This is a genomic window from Aeromonas sp. 61P, from assembly GCF_051919545.1.
Lineage (GTDB): Bacteria > Pseudomonadota > Gammaproteobacteria > Enterobacterales > Aeromonadaceae > Aeromonas > Aeromonas veronii.
The window spans coordinates 1202175-1218292 of record NZ_JBQBEL010000001.1 but is presented as its reverse complement, the minus strand read 5'-3'; the positions used below and the strand labels follow the sequence as shown (position 1 = coordinate 1218292).

Sequence of the window (16118 nt, the reverse complement as noted above, 5' to 3'; positions counted from 1 at the left end):
GATTCCTCAAAATGGCGCAAACGCCGAGCTAAAGAAGCGGCCCAGCCACCCCATCTGGTTACTGTCGGCGAGGGCACCACGACCGGCATAGGTGATGCGGGCATCAGCAATGCGCTGGGACGAGATACGGTTGCTCTGGTCAATATCTTCAACCCGAACCATGCCGCCCAAGCGGATATATTCATCCCCCTGATTGAGGCGGATCCACTTTTCACCGCGGATCCCCAGCACACCGTTGGGCATCACTTCCGCGACCGTCACGGTTATGGAACCTGCCAGGGTATTTTGCTGGCTGGAGGTCGCACCGCCATCAAAATCCCGATCAGCACTGAGGGTTGCCCCCCAGTCGGGGCGCAGTTTACCGCCAATAGAGGGGGCCGGCACATTCATGCTGCTGTTTTTGCTCATGCTGGTATTGGCTTTCTTGCTCGACTGGGTACGCTCTTCCAGCACCACGGTGAGAATGTCACCAACACGGTAAGCTCGCCGATCCTGAAACAGGGTCATCATGTAGTTGCCACGATAGAGGCCACCATCTTCGCTCTGCGCAGCCGCGGTCACCTTGGGACGGGATGGCGCCCATTTCTCGTCACCTGGCTCGGGCGCCTGCAGCTCATAGGTGGCACAGCCGCCCAACAGCAATACCAACCAGATATAACGCAGCATCGACTTCATCATTACAGAGCCTGAGTGACAAACTTGAGCATCTGGTCGGCGGAAGAGACCACCTTGGCATTCATCTCGTAAGCCCGCTGGGTTGTGATCATGTCAACCATCTCCTCGACCACGTTCACGTTGGAGCTCTCCAGCGTGAATTGCTTGACGGCCCCCATCGCCTCTTCACCCGGTACACCTTCAATGGGCTCACCGGACGCGCCGGTTGCACGGTAGAGGTTGCCACCGAGGGCTTCCAGACCGGCCGGGTTGGCGAAATTGGTCAGGGTGATACGGCCCAGCTCGACGTTCTCTTGCTGACCGGGCAAAGATGCACTGACGGTACCATCCGTACCAATGGAGATCTTGGTGGCGTTATCGGGGATCTGGATCTGCGGCACCATGGGCAAACCATCCGCGTTAACCAGCTGCCCCTCGGCATTGCGATGCCATTGACCATTACGGGTATAGGCCGTCTCGCCATCCGGGCGCTCGACGCCGAAGAAACCGGCACCAACCACCGCCATATCCAGCTCCTGATTGGTATTCTGGAATTGGCCGGAGGTGAAGACCTTTTGGGTACCCACCACCCGCACACCATTACCCATCTGAATACCGATAGGCGCCAGATTCTGCTGATCCTGCTGGGCACCAGGCTGGCGCTGCACCTGATAAAAGAGATCTTCAAACGCTACCCGATCACGCTTGAAGCCGACCGTGTTCACGTTAGCCAGGTTGTTGGAGATACTGGACATCTTGGCATCTTGTGCCGACAGACCTGTTTTACTGACCCATAATGCTGCGTGCATTGTTATTCCACCTTGTTCATCAAGCCCAATCCATAAAGGAGTGGCCGGATACCGGACATCAGCCCGATATCGTCAATATCAACCCTGACCGGAAATCAATTTGGCCCCTTGACGAGCCTGATCATCCGCCGCTTTCATCAACTTGACCTGCAGTTCGAAATTGCGGGTCAATGACATGCTGCTCACCAATTCATCCACGGCATTGACGTTGGCCCCTTCCAAAAAGCCGGATGCCATTACCACCTGCTCGCTACTTTCGGCATCCCCCCCCTGGCGCATCCGGAACAGGCCATCGTGGCCTTTTACCAGCTCAGCCGGATCAGGATTGACCAGCTTCAGGCGGCCAACATCGAGCCGGGAGCCACCACCCGGAGGAGTGATGCTCAGGGTGCCATCCTTGCCGAAACTGATGTCACGATAAGCGGGCAGCACCAGCTCGCCCCCCTCCCCCAGCACCGGCCGACCATTGAGGGTCAACAGCCCGTCGGCATCGGCCTCCAGATTACCAGCGCGGGTATAAGCCTCTTTGCCATCAGGCGTCTGCACCGCCAGAAAACCCTCGCCACGAATCGCTACATCCAGCTTGCGACCGGTCTGCATCAGAGGGCCAGCTTTGAAGTTGGTCCCGGCCATCTCTTCTCTGGCCATCACTCGGCTCTGGTAACCATCGCCCGTCAGGGCATAAGCCGAAACCCGCTCAAAGTCAGCCCGAAAACCGGCGGTGTTGACGTTAGCCAGGTTATTGGCCCGGATTTGCTGGGCCATCAGGGTATGTTGTGCCCCGGACATGGCGGTGTAGATAAGCTTTTCCACGGGTTACCCTTAGAAGGAGTTGAACAGAACCTGGGTCATCTTGTCAGCGGAACTGATGGTCTTGGCGTTGGCCTGATAGTTACGCTGGGAAGTCATCAGGCTAACCAGTTCACCGGTCAGATCCACGTTGGAGCTCTCGTAGGCCCCGGCAGTCAACTGACCCATGGTGCCGGTTCCCGGCGCCCCGAGTACAGGCTGACCAGAACTGAAAGATTGCTGCCAGGTGGTGTTGTTGGTCTGCAGCAGACCATTGGGGTTGGCGAAGTTTGCCATGACCACCTGACCCTGCTTCAGGCTCTGACCGTTGGTAAAGGTGGCATAGACACCACCATCGGCATCAACCCGTATACCGGTCAAATCGCCAGCGGTGTAACCGTTGGACTGGTTGCGAGTGGCATTGAAATCGGAGGCGTACTGACTGACTCGGCTCATATCCAGTTGCAGGGCAATTGGAGAGGCACCCGCGGGTGCCAGCGCCAAATTGGCTGGAATGGTCGAAGCCCCCGTATCCAGCTTGCCATCAGCGGTGAATTTCATCTTGGCCCCGCCAGCAGGGGTGATATCAGTGCCATTGAATGTGTAATGCACGGCCCACTCATTGGGTGCCGTTTTGACAAAATACTGGGTGACGGTGTGCTCAACCCCGAGCGAGTCATAGACCTTACTAGACTGTGAATAACTAAAAGTTTCCGATTTCTTAGGATCAAAATTGTAAGGAGGTTTGGTATCAATCACACTGGCATCCGCCTTCAGGTTGGCAACGAACTCCAGCTTGTCGGATGCCTTGGCAGGCAGGCTGCCAGCTTTTACCTGAATGTCACCGATCACGCCGGATTGCAGCTCACCAGCGTCATTGGTGGTATAACCCTGCAGTCGGTTGCCATTGGCTGTTGTCAGATAATTATTCGGATCCCGCTGGAACATACCGGCTCTGGTATAAGAGGTCTGTCCGCTGCCATCTTTCAGCACAAAAAAGCCACTGCCAGAAATCGCCAGATCGAGCCCACGCCCGGTCCGCATCACATCGCCGTTGCGATCAAAGTTCTGAGAGACGTTGTTCATCTCGACACCGCCAGCCTGACCACCACCATAAATGGCGGCAAACTCGGCACGGCTGGATTTGAAGCCTGCGGTACTGGCATTGGCCACGTTGTTACTGATTACACTTAATTCCTGGTTCACGGCGCAGGCCGCTCAATCCGATACTGAAAGACACAGTGTCGCTCCTCTCTGATTACGCCGATTTACCGAACTGGATTGCACTGAACAACGGGACATCGCCCACACCGGCAACCTGCAGCATGATTTCACCCGTACCGGGCAAAGTGACGCGTTCCACCTTGCTGGCAACATAATTTTTGGATGTGATGGCAACCCCGTTGAGTGACGCCTTGACCTCGAAGCTGTACTCCCCGGCAGGCAGCTCCGGCAGTTCATAATCCAGACCACCAGCCTTGCTTTCACCCCAGCTCTTGGTCGCCACCAAAGTGCCGTGTTCGTCATACACCTTAAGCTCGACCTGATCGGCGGCCCCCGCCAGCTCGACCTGCCCGCGAATAGCTTTGTCATCACTCTTGGTGAGGGTCTTACTGGGTACCATCACCTCTTTGTCGATCAGATCCGTGCTCTGCAGTACCTGCTGGGTATCCATCATGTTGATGGACTTCTGCTGCAGAAGCTTCAGGCTCTCGACCCCTTCCACCATGCTGAACTGGGCCAGCTGGGTGACATATTGGGCCCCATCAAGCGGGTTGGTGGGATCCTGGTTCTGGATCTGTGCCACCATCATCTGCAGGAATTCGTTACGTAGCTGCATCCCGCTATTCTGGTTGGCTTGCGTTTCCTGAGCAGCACCGGCGCCATTGGTGGCGATCTTGGGGTCAGCAACAGCCTGACCCGTACCACGCGCCGTATCCAGACTGCTTATCTGTGGCAGACTCATGGCTTAGGCTCCCTGACCAAGACGCAGCAAACCTTGCTGCATACTGTTGATCCGGTTGATCACCTCTACCGAGGTTTCAAAACCGCGAGAGGCGCTCATCATGTCGGCCATCTCTTCCACCACGTTGACGTTGGAGTAGTAAACAAAGCCATCCTGATCGGCCATCGGGTTGGTCGGCTCCAGCCGTTTCTCGACCTGACGGTCGGACTGTACGATACCCGCCACTTGCACCGACGCAGCTCCGAGGCCATCGGCATCCTGAATCTTCTGATAGAGAGTGGAAAAAACCGGCTTGATGGCACGAAACGCGGCGTCTTCACTGGCGGCCGCGCTATCCACGTTGGCCAGGTTGGAGGCAACGGTATCCAGCCGCACGGTCTGGGCGCGCATGGCACTGCCGGCGATGTCATAAATCTTGTTGAACGACATGGTTAACGGCCCTCGATCGCCTTGGCGATCCCGGTAATCTTCATATTGAGGAAAGTGAGACTGGTCTGAAAATCGGTGGCGTTGTTGGCAAATTTGCCCTGCTCAACCCCCAATTCGGCGGTATTGCCATCCATGGAGACCTGATAAGGAATGCGATAGAGGGGGTGACGCATATCGTCACGCATGGCGCCCTGGCTGATGGCCTGACTCTCCTCGCCCGCAGCAACTTGCTGCGCGACACGGCCCAGAATCGTCTTATAATCGACATCCCGAGCCAGATAGCCCGGTGTATCCACGTTGGCCAGATTTCCCGCCAGAATACGCGCCCGCTCCGCCCTGACATCGAGGGCATAAGGGTGTACGCCGAGGGCGCTGTCAAATGAGATACTCATGCTTCATCCTTTATCGTTCACTCAGACCGGGGTTACCCTTATCAAGACTCATGCCAACCATGAAGATACCTAGTTTCAAGCGGTTACCATGCACCATCCGCCGCAAGCAGATGAGAAATGAGGAAGTGCGACTTCCCGTGTGGAAATGGAGCGGCATCCTCTGGCTACTGCTGAGCGCATTCGTGCACGGTGCCCCACAGGCGCAAAGCGCCATGCTTGAACAGTTGCTTGAACAAGATGCCCGCCAGAGTCTTGATGACTACATCACCCAGCAGGGATGGCCTGCAACTTCAGGAGAGTTTCGAGTCTGGCTTGCTCCTTCCGCCGAGCACCTTCCTCGCTGTCCCTCACATTCCCTCTCGTTACAAGCAGGTGGCCAGTATCGGCAACCCTGGGGACGACGCCCCTATCTCATCGAATGCACAGATCCCGCCTGGCAAGTGCGCGGGCGGGTAGAGGTCTCGCTACTGTTGCCGGTCTGGGTTGCTGCACGGGATATCGCAAAAGGTCAGGCCATCAGCGCCAGCGATCTGGTGGAGAAAGAGTTGGATGTCAGCCGCATACAGCGCGGGTTCACCCCGAGCAATCACTCCCTGCTGGGCCATAAAAGCAACCGGCATCTGAGAAGCGGGCAACTCATCGGTGAGCTGGACTTACAAAAAAGTTGGGCGGTCAAACAGGGGGAAGGGGTACTAATTCGTGCAGGGAAAGGTGAGTTCTCCGCCACAACCAGAGGGGAGGCCCTCGATAATGGCGCAATAGGCGACGGGATCAGAGTGAAAAATCTTAGCTCTGGCAAGCAGATACAGGCATGGGTGACTGATATAGGGGAAGTTGAAACCCGTTTTTGAACCAAGATCGCAATTTGATTCAAGTTCGACAAGCCTTGGGTCGCTTGTCATAAACAGACCATCAGGAATTTATGTTATGAAAATTACCCGTACTGACTCGCTCTATATTCAAAATCAGCCTGGCCGCAAACCGGATGTCACGACCAAGCCGGAAACCAGACCTGCACAGTCATCCGAAGCACGGATCAGCAGCACAGCACAGTCAGTAGCCAGCGCCCGCAGCCAGCTGGCCACCACATCCGACGTCGACATGGACAAGGTCAACGAGATCCGCAAAGCCATCAGTGAAGGCAAGCTGGAGATCGATCTGGATGCGCTGGGTCAGGCCATTCTGGATATGCATCGCCGATGAGCGTGGATACCAAGGCCACCGTCAAGGCATTGATCCTCGGGATCCAGCAGGATTACGGCCACTATACCGAACTCACCGCCCTGTTGCTGCGCCAGCATGCACTGCTGGCAAGCCATGATGTCGATGGCCTGCAAGTCCATAACGAGCAGCAGACAGCGCTGATGGCCAAGGTGACACAACAGGCAAAGTTACGCTGCCAGCAGCTGCAGACATTGGGCCTCAAACCCGATGAGAAGGGAATGGCCACCCTGATAGCCAAGCTGCCACTTCCCCTGCGCACCACGGTAGCCAATCAATGGCAACAGCTTGAACAGCTGCTGCACCAGTGTCTGCGCCAGAATGATCTCAATGGCCGCCTGCTGGCAGGCCAGATGGAGACGATTCATTCACTGTTGGGACAAGAGTCAGGTTATCGCGACCCGGACAGCATTACGGATTAACCTTCCGTCTTACTCTTTGCGGGTCAGGTGACGCAAACTCGCCAGCTCATCCAACTGCAGTTGATCCCGCCTCTCCTGCTGCTGGCGAGCAACATCATCACGCCGTGCCAGCAATAGCTCCAGCCCCTTGACCCGCCCGAACTGCCGGACAAGTTCCCCTTCGTGGCGCTCCAGATCCAGTCTGGCCAGCGCAGATTGCTGCACCTGATGGGAGAGCAAACGGCGCAACTGGCCATCCATCTGTTGCTTGTTTTGCCATAGCAAAGGGTGAAACTTGTCGGAACCGGGTCGCAGCGAGGAGATCACTTCCTGCAATTTGTGTGCTCGCTGCTCTTCCCGCAACGCCAGCTCCCGCAAACGCTGACGCTCGGCGCCAAGATTTTCCAGCTCTTCCTGTTGCAACCCCAGATAAGACTTCAGCATAACGAATCCTTATCCCTGCCCCAGCACCTGATTGAGACCAACCATCACCTGTTCAAAGGCCATCTCTTCATGCAGGCCTTGCTGCAGGAATGCGGCAATCCCCGGATAACGTTGAACAGCTTCATCCATCTGCGGATCGGCCCCGGGTTGATAACCGCCCAGTGGCAGTAGCTCACGCACCTGCTGATAGCGTCCCCATAGCTGGCGCAAGGTGACCGCCAGCTTTTGCCATTCGGCAGGTACGACTTGCGGCATAACCCGACTGACCGAGGCACCGATATCGATGGCGGGATAGTGGCCCTCTTCCGCAAGACGGCGGGTCAGCACGATATGGCCATCGAGAATGGCGCGCGCCGCATCGACCACCGGATCCTGTTGGTCATCTCCTTCCGCCAGCACTGTGTAGAACGCACTCAGACTGCCATCCGGATGTGTGCCGTTACCGGCTCGCTCCACCAGCTGGGTCAGCATGCTGAATACCGAGGGCGGATAGCCCCGGGTCGCGGGGGGTTCACCGATAGCCAACGCAATTTCCCGCTGCGCCTGGGCATAGCGAGTCAGTGAATCCATCAGCAGCAGCACATCCTGCCCCTGCTCACGGAAATACTCGGCAATCCGGTGGCATAGCTGGGCCGCTCGCAGCCGCATCAGGGGAGATTGATCCGCTGGCGCCGCAATGACCACGGCGCGAGCCAGACCATCGGCCCCCAGACTGTGTTCGATGAATTCGCGCACTTCACGGCCCCGCTCACCAATCAGTCCCACCACCACAATCTGGGCTGCGGTATTGCGGGTCATCATGCCCAGCAACATACTCTTGCCGACCCCCGAGCCGGCGAACAGCCCCAAACGCTGCCTTGCCAACCGTCAGCAGGCCATTGATGGCGCGGATACCGACATCCAGCGGTTCGCGTACCGGAGTTCGCAATAGCGGATTGGGGGGAAGAGCAAACAGGGGGACACTGTCACCAACATCGGGTAACGGCTGCCCGTCGAGGGGCTGCAGCAGGCCATCGAGTACCCGCCCCAGCAGATGACGACCAAGCCGAACGGTTTCCTCTCCATCGATCGGTTCGACCTGAGCTCCCGCGAAGAGGCCACTCATCGGCTGCAGCGGCATCAGGTAAGAGATCTCCCGGTTAAAACCGACCACCTCGGCCAGCAAGGGGGCGCCACTTGCCGTGCTGACACGACAACGCTGCCCCATCACCAGTTGGCAACCGACTACCTCGAGAGTCAAGCCGGTCACTCGCACCAACCGTCCAAAACGACGAAACGCGGGCAGTTCATCCAGATTATCCAGCGCACTGGTCAGTGCCTGCTGCAAGGCTTCATGCATCTTGCGGTACGTCCAGCGAGCTGTTGAGCTGTTCGATGCAGGTTGCCAGACGGGAGCTGGTGCTTACCTCGACGACGGCAGCGCGCGTTTCGATTCGGGCATCGCCTACCCCAAGTGCTGCATCCACTTGCAATGGCCACCCTTCGCAGCGAGTCACCCCCTGCTCGGCGAGTCGCTGTCGATCTCCCTCATTGAGATAGATCACCAGCTCTTCCGACTCACTCGGCAAGGTAGCCAGCGCCTGCTCGACCTGATTCATCACCTGCTGCGGATTGAGGGTGAACTCGGCCATGATGACCCGCTTGGCCACCTGCGCCACCAGCTGGGCAATCAGCTCTTTCTGCGCGGCCATCCGGGCCCGGCTCAGTGACTCCCACTGCTCTTGCAGCTTGGCAAACGGCACCATTGCCTGTTCGAAGGCGGCTCGCCCCTCCGAAAGGCCCTGAGCAAACCCGCGGGTTTGCCCTTGTTGCAAACCGGTACTCTCGCCTTCCTGCAGGCCGCTGGTCAGCCCTTGCTGATAGCCGGCCTGATAACCTTCGTCATGACCTTGCTCCAGCCCCTGCTGATAGCCGAATTCAAACTGTTCTTGCTGACTCCGGGCCTCTTCCCCACTCTGACCGAGCGCAGGGAAACGATACAGACGGGTCGCCCCAGGCATCAATTTGCGCACATTGTGACTCATGAATGCCTCCTGTTAACTGACGGTGGGCTCTTCGAACAGCTGGAACTCGATCTCGCCCTGCTCCACCAACTCGCGGACCAGTTGCATGACCTCTTCCCTTGCCTGCTCGACCTTGCGCAAAGAGACACTGCCCTGGTTCTGGATCTGATCGTCCAACGCCTGAGCCATCCGCTTCGGCATGGCACCCAACACCACCTTGCGGAAGCTGGTTTCGGTGTTCTTGAGAGCCAATGCCAGCAATTCGCTGGGCAGCTCCTGCACCAACCGTTGCAAGGTGTCGTCGCTCTGACGGCGCAACGCCATGAAATCGAACATGTTCTTCTCAATTTCAAGCGCCATGTCACCATCGTGTTCCCGCAACAGGGAGAGCATCTGCTCCTTGTCACCCTGATAACGGTTGAGAATATCGGCTACCTGCCGCACCCCGTTTACCTTGGCACCGGATTGATCCGCCACGTAGGTGAGACAGCGATCCAGTGTCAGCCTGAGTTCGCCCAGCACATGTTCACTGACACTGCTGAGACTGGCGACGCGCACCAGCAAATCGTCATGCACCGAGCCGGGCAAGGCATCAAGCACGGCGGACGCAGTCTGGGGCGGCAGGAAGGCCAGCAGCACAGCCTGCATCTGGGGATGCTCGTTGCGGAAGAAACGGGCAAGCACATCGGCAGGTACCCACTGCAGACGCTGGATATCCTGGCTCATCACATCGCCGTACAGACTGTCGAGCAGACTACGGGAGAGTCGTTGCCCCAGAGCAAGATCGAGCGTCTGTTCCAGATACTCCCGTGAAGCGCTGCCAATTCCGCTCTGCTCACGGTAGTGATTGAAGAACTGCTGCAACGTCCACTTTGCCTCCATCGAACTGACGCCAGAGAGAGAGGCCATCTTGGAAATCAAACGCTGCACCTCGTCGCGGGAGAGCTTTTGCATCACCTTGGCCGCAGATTCGGTCCCCATGCTCAGCAACAAGATGGCGGCCTTCTCAAGGTTGTCGATATCGATATCGACGGCACTCTGATTCAAGTTAACGCTGTTCATTGCCACTCACCCATGCTCTGACAACCTCCGCCACCCGGGCGGTATCTTTTTCAACCAGCAACTGCAAATGCTTGAGCTGAACCTCCAGCTCGGATCCAGGTTCCGGCAACGACTCCATATCGAGTGACGAGAACTGGGGCTCCATCTTGTTGTCAGTACGGATCAGACTATTTGAAAGAGCAGACGTCAGCTGGGGATCATCGTCATCCCTGCGCATGGACAATCCGACTGTGGGCTCCAGCTCTTCTTCCGTCTCACCCATTTCCATATCCGGCTGCTGTTGGGTACACCAGATGTTTCACCAACGGACGAATACCGAAGAAGACCAGTGTCAGGCCAAGCAAACCGCCGACCAGATAACGCAGGGAGTCTTGCCAGTAAGGGGTCTCCCACCAACTGGATTCGGGAGCGGCTACTTGTACTGCACCATTGAAATCGAAGGCCTGCAGACTAATTTGATCGCCACGTGACTCATCGAAACCGACTGCACGCTCTACCATCTGACGGATCTGTTCCAATTGCTCGGCACTCCAGCCACCTTTCGGAGCAATCTGCTGGTTAAGCAGAATGGATACGTTAATTCGTTCCAGACGTCCCTGCTGGTAACGGGTGTGCACTATGGTGCGACTGTTTTCGTACTGCTTGCTGACTTCCTGACGCTCGGTACGAGTGTCATTCTGTTGTATCGCGGTATTGGCATTGCCTTTGTCAGCACCAGCCTTTTCATCTTTTGCCGCCGTTTCAGGCGGGCGGTTGGATAACGCCCCCGGGATCCCCATCGCCAACGCATCGATGGTCTTGTCTGACTTGTTGGACTCGCGAGTCACCACACCTTGCGGATCGAGCTGCTGCTGGGTCTCTTCGACAGCGTTGAAGTTAACGTCTGCCGCAATCTGCACCTTGAAATTGGTGCTGCCCAGCATGGGATAGAGCATGTCATTGGCACGCTGACGAATGTATTGTTCCAGCTTGCGGACATACTCCATCTGTTGAACGCTCTGCTTGCCAAAACCGACCTTGTCCCCCAGCTCTGCGCTGAGCAACTGGCCGGATTGATCAACCACAGTGACGGCACCGGGCTTCATTCCGGAGATACTACCTGCTACCAGGTTGGCAATCGCCTCGACCTGACCCGCTTCGATGGATTGGCCCGGTTGCATATCGAGCATTACCGATGCGCTGGGTTTCTCCTCATCGCGCCCCACGAACAACGTGCGTTTCGGAATAGCCAGATGAACGCGGGCACTGCGCACGGCATCGAGGGCTATGATGGTACGGGCCAGCTCCCCTTCCAGGGCATGACGATAACGCGCCCCTTCCATAAATTCGCTGGTACCCAGTCCGGTTACGTTGTCCAGCCCTTCCAGACCAGACGGCATGGCTGCACGCACCCCTCGTGCAGCAAGCGCCATCCGGACATGAGCAAGCTGGTTTTCAGGAACCAGTACCTGACCAGTACTCTTTTCCAGACGGAAAGGCACCTGCTCTTTCTCCAGCATCTCCATGATGTTGGCGGTATCGTATAGCTCCTGTTTGCCATACAGGGGTACATAGTTTTTGCTGGAGGTCCACAGGATAACGACTATGGTGCCTGCCACAATGGCAGCCAGCAGAGCAATGGTCAGGATCGATTTGTTGTCACGGGAGAGGGTACGCCAGTTGCGTAATCCCTCTTGTAGCCTGATTTTGAGCGAATCAGGGGCTGCCCCCTGAGGAGACGTTACCAGTTCAGTCATCTGTTACCTCAGAGCGGCATGCGCATAATGTCGTCAAAACCGGTCATCAGCTTGTTGCGAACCTGCATCAAGGCTGAAAAACTCAAGCCGGCTTTTTGACTCGCCACCATGGCGCCCACCAGATCATCGCTCTGCCCAGCATCAACCGATGCCATTAATTTTGACGCGACATTCTGCTGTTCATTGACACGCCCGACCACATCCCGCATGGCATCGGTAAATGATGCTCCCGACAGATCATTGGATTCGATAGAAGGGGTCTGACTTGCGACACGCTGCATCTCCTGCATCTGCTGCAGTAGCGTCACCTGTGATGACATCATCTGAATCTTCACTCTTTATCCCTCTGCTTGAATCTGCTGTTCAATATCAATGCCTTGCTCACGCATCGCCGCAAGCTTGTAGCGCAATGCCCGGGTTGTCATGCCCAGTGCATCGGCTGTGCGGGTACGATGGCCACGAAAGCGGCGCAAGGTCTCTAATACAAATTGGAACTCGGCATGCCGCCGGGTTTCACTCAACCCCTCCGGAACATGCCACGCCTCTGATTCAACCATTTCTGGCTCTGCCACACAGTGTGGCAGCATCAGATCGACCGCTTGAATATGCAAACCACGCGCCATAATTAATGACCGTTGAATGACATTATCCAGCTCTCGTACATTTCCTGGCCATTCATATGACAGCAATAGCTGACAGGCACGTTCACTCAGGCGATAGCCCCGCTGGGATGCATAACGTTCAATAAAGTAGTTGGCCAGCGGAATAATATCGTCAGGGCGCTCCCGCAATGCGGGCCAATTCATCGGCAATACATCCAGACGATAGAAAAGGTCTTCACGAAACAATCCATCGGCAACCAGTTTACGCAGATCTTTATTGCTGGCGGCAATGATTCGAACATCAAGAGCAATCGTTTGATTGCTGCCAAGTCGCTCAACTTCTTTTTCTTGCAGCACCCGTAATAATTTTGCCTGCAGGTTCAAAGGAAGCTCTGATATTTCATCCAGCAACAAGGTTCCCCCCTGTGCCAACTCAAATTTGCCGGGCTGGGCAGAAACAGCACCGGTAAATGCACCTTTATTGTGGCCAAAAAGAATTGACTCAAGCATTGCCTCAGGAATGGCTGCACAATTAATCGCCAAAAAAGGTTTTTCCGCTCTGGCAGACATTTCGTGAATATAACGGGCTAACCGCTCTTTACCTGTTCCTGACTCACCACCAATCAGAATGGTGGCAGAGGTTTTGGCTGCTCGTCGGGCCAGTTGCAACACCTGCAGGCTCATGGGAGAAACGGCGATAAGATTAGGGATTGCCTGACGAAGGCGTAAAGCACCACGGACAGCATCGAGCAATTGCTGGGGGCAGAAGGGTTTGACTATATAGTCGATAGCTCCGGCACACATGGCCTCAGCAGCAATGGCTGCCTGATGTTCATTGACAATAATGACACAATCGAGACCATTGAATTCACGCAGAATACGCGGCCCGAGCTCGGTCATGGCATCCATGTCGAGCAGGATCAAATTGACATTATCATCAGCGATAATGCCCTTTGATTGTTTAACAGAATTTACACTTGATACCCTGAATCCCTCTATGGACAAGGCCTGTTTGACATCATTTTCAACCGTTAATACTGGCTGTATCAATAATATATGTGGTGTGGAACTGCGACTACACACCCCGACTGTTGTATTTATGGATAATCCCGAAAACATAGAAGTCTGACACCTGTTACAGTGGATAGAACAATCAATAAAAATGGAGAGTCAGACACAAAGGCGCTGTACAAAATCACACCAAAAAGGGCGTGATTTTGTTTAGATATGGTATCAAGGATATGTCCAGATACACCTTGGTAACCCCGCTGTCATTAGCTTTCCTGCTGTTAGACCGGAGGCTTTGCGTCCTGACTTTTCAGTTCAGTTTGCCCTTATCATGTGATAGTCCGAAACCGGACGAAACGGCCAGAATGTTCAATTGACCGTGAAGTAACACATTGTATTGTCTTTTTTGTTATTTATACTGCACACATTGCTGCGTCAAATTTCGCCACATAATATAGTATTCATACGGCAATTCAAGCCAAATGCGGAAAAACCACTTCCCCTCAGGGCATTAATTAAGCACATATCAACCCAGCGAACCAATTACTTCCACACGTAACTCTTCCGGTATTTCGTTATAAGAAAGCACTTTGAGGCCTTTTGCAAATGACCGAGCATAACGAGCCATCAACGGTCTCAGTTGCGGCATAACAACCAACACAGGGGCATGTCCCAACTGCTGCAACTGCTCCTTCACCAACGGCATATTTTGCTGCAATTGGGCCAGCAGTTGTGGATCAACCGGGAAGCTGTCCAGCTGGATTTTGCCCTGCTGTTGTGACTGATTCATTGCAGCCAGCAAGGTCTGCTCAAGGCGATCATCCAGCGTAAACGTAGCCAGCACATCGCGATTACCAATGGCCTGCCGCACAATCTGGCGCTTCAAGGCACAGCGCACATCAGATGCCAGCAAGACAGGGTCTTTGGTCAGCTCGCTCGCATCTAGCAGCGTCGTGGCAACGGTTCGTATATCGGTAAGACTGACCTGTTCCTTTAGCAATTGACGAAAAACTCTCAATTGCTGCATCTGGGTCAGCGCCAGATTGAGCTCTTCAGCCAACCGGGGGGACTGACTGGCGAGGTATTGGCCCAGCTTGCCCACTTCATCGTGACCAAACAACGCATCAAGTTGTTCACGCAACAGCTTGCTGGCGTGAGTGGCAATCACGGTGGCCGAATCCACCACCGAGTAACCAAGATTAAGGGCCTTGGCCTTTTGCTCAGGGGAGATCCAGACCGCACTCATGCCGTAGGCCGGGTCCTGGGTCAGCTCGCCATCGAGCGCACCATAAGTCTCACCACTGCTGATGGCCATCAAGCGCTGGCAATCCACATTCCCCATCGCCAACGCGACACCGGACAACTTGATCCGGTACTGATCCGGCTGCAACTGCAGATTGTCGCGCACCCGTATCTCGGGGAGCAGAAAACCGTACTGCTCGGAGAGGGTTTTGCGGATCCCGCGCACTCGTGCAAGCAGTTCAGCCCCTTTATCCGTTTCCGCCAATGGCACCAGACGATAACCAAGCTCGATGGCGACCGTATCGACTGGCGGCAAATCCTGCCACTCCAGTGCCTGCTGTTCAGGCTGAATCATTTGACGAGTCAGCTCTTGCGCAGCATCCAGATCCGGCACATTGACGGCTCGTTTGCTGACACTCCAGCCAGTCCAGGCCAGTACAGCTGCGAAACTGAGGAATGCGAGCATCGGCATCCCGGGCACCAGACCCAGGATCAGCATGATGGTTGCAGAGGTATAGATAACGCGAGGCGATGCCAGGATCTGCTGACCTACCTGATCAGCCATCTCACCCTCATCGCTGACCCGAGTCACGATAATAGCCGCAGCAGTCGACATCAGCAGGGACGGGATCTGGGCAACCAGACCATCACCAATGGTCAGCAGTGCATAGCGCTGGAAGGCCTCCGCGACGGGCAAGGCATGCTGGAAGATACCGATGGCCAACCCACCCACCAGGTTGATGATCAGCACCAACATGCCAGCTATCGCGTCACCACGAACGAACTTGGAAGCACCATCCATTGCACCATAGAAGTCTGCTTCTCGTGCGATCTCCTCACGGCGAGCCCTGGCCTGATGCTGATCCATGGTGCCGGCATTCAAGTCGGCATCGATGGCCATCTGCTTGCCGGGCATAGCATCCAGAGTGAAGCGGGCGGATACTTCCGAAATCCGCTCACCACCCTTGGTGATCACCACAAAGTTGATGATCATCAAGATCACGAAGACCACCAGACCGACGACATAGTTGCCACCGATCACCACTTCACCGAACGCCTGAATGACCTTACCGGCCGCTTCATGCCCTTCATGACCGTGCAGCAACACCACACGGGTAGAGGCCACGTTCAGCGACAGCCGCATCAGGGTGGCAACCAGCAACACAGTTGGGAATACCGAGAAATCGAGTGGTCTGCGGGCCGAGACGGATACCAGCAACACCAGTACCGCCAACACGATGTTGAAGGTAAAGAGCGCATCCAGCAGCCAACCGGGCAGAGGCAGGATCATCATGGCCAGAATGGCCAATAACATCAGCGGAATTGCGGTATAGGATTGGGTGAATACACGCCAGTTCAC

At 55.7% G+C, this 16118-nt stretch carries 16 protein-coding genes, 2 pseudogenes and 1 riboswitch; of the genes and pseudogenes, 3 read left to right on the top strand and 15 right to left on the bottom strand.

Annotated elements, in window-relative coordinates; genetic code table 11:
* Window positions 1-6 precede the first annotated feature (6 nt).
* The 7 genes from flgH to lfgB form a co-directional block, all read right to left on the bottom strand.
* Window positions 7-678, bottom strand: coding sequence for a flagellar basal body L-ring protein FlgH (gene flgH / locus ACTG2O_RS05990; protein WP_026034860.1), 672 nt, complete (start codon window positions 676-678; stop codon window positions 7-9).
* A complete protein-coding gene (gene lfgG / locus ACTG2O_RS05985) occupies window positions 678-1463 on the bottom strand; it encodes a lateral flagellar basal-body rod protein LfgG (RefSeq protein ID WP_005336212.1) in 786 nt (261 codons plus the stop codon). The genes flgH and lfgG overlap by 1 nt, the downstream gene beginning before the upstream one ends.
* A 78-nt stretch (window positions 1464-1541) precedes the next feature.
* Entirely contained in the window at window positions 1542-2276 is a 735-nt protein-coding gene (gene lfgF / locus ACTG2O_RS05980) for a lateral flagellar basal-body rod protein LfgF (protein WP_019444812.1), read from the bottom strand.
* A gap of 9 nt (window positions 2277-2285) precedes the next feature.
* Window positions 2286-3458: a lateral flagellar hook protein FlgEL gene (gene flgEL / locus ACTG2O_RS05975; RefSeq protein WP_439975463.1), complete on the bottom strand. Its 1173-nt coding sequence runs from the start codon at window positions 3456-3458 to the stop codon at window positions 2286-2288.
* A 52-nt stretch (window positions 3459-3510) separates the two neighbouring features.
* On the bottom strand, window positions 3511-4218 hold the full coding sequence (locus ACTG2O_RS05970; RefSeq protein ID WP_019444814.1) for a flagellar hook assembly protein FlgD: 708 nt from the start codon (window positions 4216-4218) through the stop codon (window positions 3511-3513).
* 3 nt (window positions 4219-4221) lie between these two features.
* Window positions 4222-4647, bottom strand: coding sequence for a lateral flagellar basal body rod protein FlgCL (gene flgCL / locus ACTG2O_RS05965; protein WP_019444815.1), 426 nt, complete (start codon window positions 4645-4647; stop codon window positions 4222-4224).
* A gap of 2 nt (window positions 4648-4649) precedes the next feature.
* Window positions 4650-5039, bottom strand: coding sequence for a lateral flagellar basal body rod protein LfgB (gene lfgB / locus ACTG2O_RS05960; RefSeq protein WP_019444816.1), 390 nt, complete (start codon window positions 5037-5039; stop codon window positions 4650-4652).
* 59 nt (window positions 5040-5098) lie between these two features.
* On the opposite strand from lfgB, the gene flgA reads away from it, so the two are divergent.
* The 3 genes from flgA (at window position 5099) to ACTG2O_RS05945 (ending at window position 6682) form a co-directional block, all read left to right on the top strand.
* Window positions 5099-5890: a flagellar basal body P-ring formation chaperone FlgA gene (flgA, locus tag ACTG2O_RS05955; protein ID WP_019444817.1), complete on the top strand. Its 792-nt coding sequence runs from the start codon at window positions 5099-5101 to the stop codon at window positions 5888-5890.
* Between the two features lie 76 nt (window positions 5891-5966).
* Window positions 5967-6242 (top strand): flagellar biosynthesis anti-sigma factor FlgM, encoded by a 276-nt coding sequence (gene flgM, locus ACTG2O_RS05950; protein WP_019444818.1) that lies wholly within the window; start codon window positions 5967-5969, stop codon window positions 6240-6242.
* Window positions 6239-6682: a flagellar protein FlgN gene (locus tag ACTG2O_RS05945; protein ID WP_019444819.1), complete on the top strand. Its 444-nt coding sequence runs from the start codon at window positions 6239-6241 to the stop codon at window positions 6680-6682. Before flgM ends, ACTG2O_RS05945 begins: the two co-directional genes overlap by 4 nt.
* A 9-nt stretch (window positions 6683-6691) precedes the next feature.
* Here ACTG2O_RS05945 and lfiJ read toward each other — a convergent pair whose 3' ends face one another.
* From lfiJ to lfhA, 8 genes and pseudogenes are all read right to left on the bottom strand, one after another.
* Window positions 6692-7105 carry a lateral flagellar protein LfiJ gene (gene lfiJ, locus ACTG2O_RS05940; RefSeq protein WP_019444820.1) on the bottom strand — a complete coding sequence of 138 codons (414 nt, stop codon included), beginning with the start codon at window positions 7103-7105 and terminating at the stop codon, window positions 6692-6694.
* A 9-nt stretch (window positions 7106-7114) separates the two neighbouring features.
* Window positions 7115-8444, bottom strand: a pseudogene (gene lfiI / locus ACTG2O_RS05935) (lateral flagellar FliI-like assembly ATPase LfiI).
* A complete protein-coding gene (gene lfiH / locus ACTG2O_RS05930; RefSeq protein WP_019444822.1) occupies window positions 8437-9129 on the bottom strand; it encodes a lateral flagellar assembly protein FliH in 693 nt (230 codons plus the stop codon). Before lfiH ends, lfiI begins: the two are co-directional and overlap by 8 nt.
* 12 nt (window positions 9130-9141) lie before the next feature.
* On the bottom strand, window positions 9142-10170 hold the full coding sequence (gene fliGL / locus ACTG2O_RS05925) for a lateral flagellar motor switch protein FliGL (RefSeq protein ID WP_005336238.1): 1029 nt from the start codon (window positions 10168-10170) through the stop codon (window positions 9142-9144).
* A pseudogene (fliFL, locus tag ACTG2O_RS05920) lies at window positions 10157-11897 on the bottom strand (lateral flagellar M-ring protein FliFL). The gene fliGL and the pseudogene fliFL overlap by 14 nt, the downstream one beginning before the upstream one ends.
* A 17-nt stretch (window positions 11898-11914) precedes the next feature.
* The gene (gene lfiE / locus ACTG2O_RS05915; protein WP_005336241.1) at window positions 11915-12241 is read right to left on the bottom strand and encodes a lateral flagellar hook-basal body complex protein LfiE; all 327 of its coding nucleotides are present in this window, start codon (window positions 12239-12241) and stop codon (window positions 11915-11917) included.
* Between the two features lie 3 nt (window positions 12242-12244).
* Window positions 12245-13627: a lateral flagellar response regulator transcription factor LafK gene (lafK, locus tag ACTG2O_RS05910; RefSeq protein WP_050547816.1), complete on the bottom strand. Its 1383-nt coding sequence runs from the start codon at window positions 13625-13627 to the stop codon at window positions 12245-12247.
* Window positions 13628-13763: 136 nt separating this feature from the next.
* Window positions 13764-13851, bottom strand: a riboswitch (cyclic di-GMP riboswitch).
* Between the two features lie 191 nt (window positions 13852-14042).
* Window positions 14043-16118 (bottom strand): lateral flagellar biosynthesis protein LfhA, encoded by a 2076-nt coding sequence (gene lfhA / locus ACTG2O_RS05905; RefSeq protein WP_019444826.1) that lies wholly within the window; start codon window positions 16116-16118, stop codon window positions 14043-14045.

Excerpts from the sequence above, each read along its gene's own strand:
- lfiJ (WP_019444820.1), bottom strand. The coding sequence starts at position 7,105 with ATGCTGAAGTCTTATCTGGGGTTGCAACAGGAAGAGCTGGAAAATCTT.
- lafK (WP_050547816.1), bottom strand. The coding sequence starts at position 13,627 with ATGTTTTCGGGATTATCCATAAATACAACAGTCGGGGTGTGTAGTCGC.
- ACTG2O_RS05945 (WP_019444819.1), top strand. The coding sequence starts at position 6,239 with ATGAGCGTGGATACCAAGGCCACCGTCAAGGCATTGATCCTCGGGATC.
- ACTG2O_RS05970 (WP_019444814.1), bottom strand. The coding sequence starts at position 4,218 with ATGAGTCTGCCACAGATAAGCAGTCTGGATACGGCGCGTGGTACGGGT.
- lfgB (WP_019444816.1), bottom strand. The coding sequence starts at position 5,039 with ATGAGTATCTCATTTGACAGCGCCCTCGGCGTACACCCTTATGCCCTC.
- lfiH (WP_019444822.1), bottom strand. The coding sequence starts at position 9,129 with ATGAGTCACAATGTGCGCAAATTGATGCCTGGGGCGACCCGTCTGTAT.
- flgH (WP_026034860.1), bottom strand. The coding sequence starts at position 678 with ATGATGAAGTCGATGCTGCGTTATATCTGGTTGGTATTGCTGTTGGGC.
- flgM (WP_019444818.1), top strand. The coding sequence starts at position 5,967 with ATGAAAATTACCCGTACTGACTCGCTCTATATTCAAAATCAGCCTGGC.
- flgA (WP_019444817.1), top strand. The coding sequence starts at position 5,099 with ATGAAGATACCTAGTTTCAAGCGGTTACCATGCACCATCCGCCGCAAG.
- lfgG (WP_005336212.1), bottom strand. The coding sequence starts at position 1,463 with ATGCACGCAGCATTATGGGTCAGTAAAACAGGTCTGTCGGCACAAGAT.
- flgCL (WP_019444815.1), bottom strand. The coding sequence starts at position 4,647 with ATGTCGTTCAACAAGATTTATGACATCGCCGGCAGTGCCATGCGCGCC.
- fliGL (WP_005336238.1), bottom strand. The coding sequence starts at position 10,170 with ATGAACAGCGTTAACTTGAATCAGAGTGCCGTCGATATCGATATCGAC.